The sequence below is a fragment of the Catellatospora sp. NPDC049609 genome (genome assembly GCF_040675365.1).
Classification (GTDB): domain Bacteria; phylum Actinomycetota; class Actinomycetes; order Mycobacteriales; family Micromonosporaceae; genus Catellatospora.
This window is the reverse complement of record NZ_JBFAOU010000447.1, coordinates 1-1,597: the sequence shown is the minus strand read 5'-3', so window position 1 is coordinate 1,597 and position 1,597 is coordinate 1. Positions and strand designations below refer to the sequence as shown.

Below are 1,597 nucleotides of genomic sequence, written 5' to 3'. Positions count from 1 at the left end.
CGGCCTGCGGCTCCGACGAGCAGCCCGCCGGCAACGAGAAGATCACTTTGAACGTCGCGCTCTTCGGCGACTTCGGCTTCAAGCCGCTGTACGAGTCGCGACAACCCAAGAGTTGACGGCTGCGCGGCTCTAGGTTCCGGAGGGCTGCGCGGCTCTAGGTTCCGGAGGGCTGCGCGGCTGTGGGTTCCGGCGGGGCTGCGCGGCTGTGGGGTTCCGCGCGGGTGAGCGACTCTGCGTTCCCGCCCCGGCCGCGCGGTTCCGGGTTCCGCACGGCCGGCGGCCCCGGGTTCCGGCGCGGCGGCGGGGGCGGGATGCTGGTCGGGTGGACATCACCCTGAGCGACGTCAGCCGTCCGGGCCGCCTGGCCGCGCCGGACGAGGGCATCAGCGCCGAGGAGCTGGCGCTGGCCGCGCGCAACCACGGCATGCCGCTGGAGGCGCTGCGCTACGACGTGACCCCGGCCGGCCTGCACTACCTGCTGATCCACTACGACATCCCGTACGCCGAGGAGGCGTCGTGGCGGGTCGCGGTGGACGGGCTGGTCGGGCGGCCGCTGGAGCTGGACCTGGCCGCGCTGCGCGCGCTGCCACGGCGCACGGTCCGGGTGACCATGGAGTGCGCCGGCAACGGTCGCGCCCGCCTGCTGCCGCGCCCGGTCAGCCAGCCCTGGCTGGTGGAGGCCGTGGGCACGGCGGAGTGGACCGGTGTGGCGCTGCGCGACGTGCTGGCCGCGGCGGAGGTGGACCCGGCCGCGGTCGAGGTGGTGTTCACCGGCGCCGACCACGGCGTGGAGCGCGGCGTCGAGCAGGACTACCAGCGCAGCCTGCCGGTGGCCGAGGCGCTGGGCGAGGACGTGCTGCTGGCGTACGAGATGAACGGCGCGCCGCTGCTGCCGCAGCACGGCTTCCCGCTGCGGCTGGTGGTGCCCGGCTGGTACGGCATGGCGCACGTGAAGTGGCTGCGGCAGATCACCCTGACCGGCACCCCGTTCACCGGGTTCCAGCAGGCGGTGGCGTACCGGCTGCGCCAGGACGCGAACGACCCGGGCGAGCCGGTCACCCGGATCGCGCCGCGCGCGCTGCTCGCCCCGCCCGGCTTCCCGGACTTCATGTCCCGGGCGCGGGTGGTGCGCCCCGGCCCGGTGCTGCTCGAAGGGCGGGCCTGGTCGGGCCGGGCACCGGTGGAGTCGGTCGAGGTCAGCCTCGACGGCGGTGAGACCTGGACGCCCGCGGAGCTGGCGGCCGACGGCGGGCACCGGTGGGCCTGGCGGCGCTTCACGTACGCCTGGGACGCGGTCCCCGGCCGGCACCTGCTGACGGCCCGTGCCACCGATGCCGAGGGCGGCGTGCAGCCGGTGGACCAGCCCTGGAACCGGGGCGGCTTCGCCAACAACGCTGTCCAGCTCGTCCCGGTCACCTGCCTGGACTGATCAGAGCGAGCCGCGCGGGGCGACCCACTCGACGGGTTGCCCCGTCACGGCGGCGATGCGCTCGTAGCCGGGGCCTGGGCGCGATGCGCGCCCAGGGCCCCGGGGGGGAGCGGGGGGGGGGGCCCCAGGGGGGGGGGGCGACGGGGGGGGCGTGGCGGTGGCCCCCGG

The 1,597-nt window shown here is 76.3% G+C and carries 1 protein-coding gene; it reads left to right on the top strand.

The annotated features are described in order from the left end of the window. Window positions 1-322: 322 nt before the first annotated feature. Window positions 323-1,429, top strand: coding sequence for a sulfite oxidase (locus AB0J67_RS41025; protein ID WP_363491220.1), 1,107 nt, complete (start codon window positions 323-325; stop codon window positions 1,427-1,429). The last annotated feature ends 168 nt before the right edge of the window (window positions 1,430-1,597 follow it).